The sequence below is a fragment of the Ensifer sp. ENS11 genome, from assembly GCF_014851895.1.
Classification (GTDB): Bacteria; Pseudomonadota; Alphaproteobacteria; order Rhizobiales; family Rhizobiaceae; genus Ensifer; species Ensifer canadensis.
In genome coordinates this window covers 1-905 of record NZ_JACVAN010000055.1, presented here as the reverse complement: position 1 = coordinate 905, position 905 = coordinate 1, and the positions used below count along the sequence as shown (strand labels likewise).

Annotated in this window: 1 protein-coding gene and 1 pseudogene; both read left to right on the top strand. The window is 62.2% G+C overall.

Annotated features, from left to right (window positions below; translation table 11 throughout):
• A pseudogene (locus IB264_RS34175) lies at positions 1-134 on the top strand (electron transfer flavoprotein subunit beta/FixA family protein); the annotation flags it as partial.
• Between the two features lie 117 nt (positions 135-251).
• Positions 252-905: electron transfer flavoprotein subunit alpha/FixB family protein (locus tag IB264_RS34170; RefSeq protein ID WP_192435370.1), on the top strand; the 654-nt coding region annotated here is incomplete at its 3' end.

Genomic DNA, 905 nt, shown 5'->3' with positions numbered 1-905 from the left:
ACTTCGGTGTCGACACGACCGCGCGGCTGAAGGTGCTGAAGACCGAGGAGCCGGAAGGCCGCAAGGCCGGCATCAAGGTCAAGTCGGTGGCCGAACTGGTCGAAAAGCTCAAGACCGAAGCCGGCGTGCTCTAGTTCATGCTTCCGCAAAGTGGGAACCGGTTTGCGGACAAACGCATGAACCACGTCAGAACCGTTGAGCTCCGATCGCCAAGGGATCGTTGAGCTCGAACCGAAAGGGAGAACAAAACCATGGCTATTCTGCTTCTGGCTGACCACGACGGCAGCCACCTTTCCGACCAGACCGCAAAGGCGCTGACGGCGGCCGCCAAAATCGGCGGCGACGTGCATGTGCTGGTGGCCGGTGCCGGTGCCAAGGCGGCTGCCGACCAGGCCGCCAAGCTTTCCGGCGTTGCCAAGGTGCTGGTGGCCGAGGATGCAAGCCTTGCCAACAATCTGGCCGAACCCTTGGCGGCGCTGATCGTTTCGCTGTCGGGCAATTACGACACCATCCTTGCTGCTGCCACTTCGGTCGGCAAGAACGTCCTGCCGCGGGTTGCAGCGCTTCTCGATGTTGCCCAGGTTTCCGAAATCACCGAGGTGGTCTCGTCCGATACCTTCAAGCGTCCGATCTATGCCGGCAACGCCATCCAGACGGTGCAGACGACGGAAGCGAAAAAGGTCATCACCGTGCGCACCGCCTCGTTCGCCTCCGCTGCCGAAGGTGGCTCGGCTTCGCTCGAGACGATCGCGGCTGCGGCCAATCCGGGTCTGTCGACCTTCGTTGCCGACGCGCTGTCGTCGTCGGATCGTCCGGAGCTGACCTCGGCCAAGATCATCATCTCGGGTGGCCGTGCACTCGGCTCGTCGGAAAAATTCAAGGAAGTGATCCTGCCGGTTGCCGAC